The organism is Streptococcus sp. KR (assembly GCF_002238115.1).
Lineage (GTDB): Bacteria > Bacillota > Bacilli > Lactobacillales > Streptococcaceae > Streptococcus.
In genome coordinates this window covers 1-224 of sequence record NZ_NGVM01000347.1, presented here as the reverse complement: position 1 = coordinate 224, position 224 = coordinate 1, and the positions used below count along the sequence as shown (strand labels likewise).

The window sequence follows — 224 nt, the reverse complement described above, 5'->3', positions numbered from 1 at the left end:
GTTCAAACTTTTTATCGGTCATTGAAAAAATATCCATTGTAGCTATTTTTCCATATTTAAGCAGGCTTTTTACAAACAGTTTGGTTTTATCCGTCGGGAATAATGAAATAACTTTATTCACTAATGAATTCTCAACTGACACTGAATTTTTACAATTTATAGGCGCCAATTGTCCAAGTTCATCAGATTTATCAAAATTCTCTACCAATAACGTCTTGTGACCA

At 31.2% G+C, this 224-nt stretch carries 1 pseudogene; it reads right to left on the bottom strand.

The window, feature by feature from the left end:
• Window positions 1-224, bottom strand: a pseudogene (locus tag CBI42_RS13105) (hypothetical protein); the annotation flags it as partial.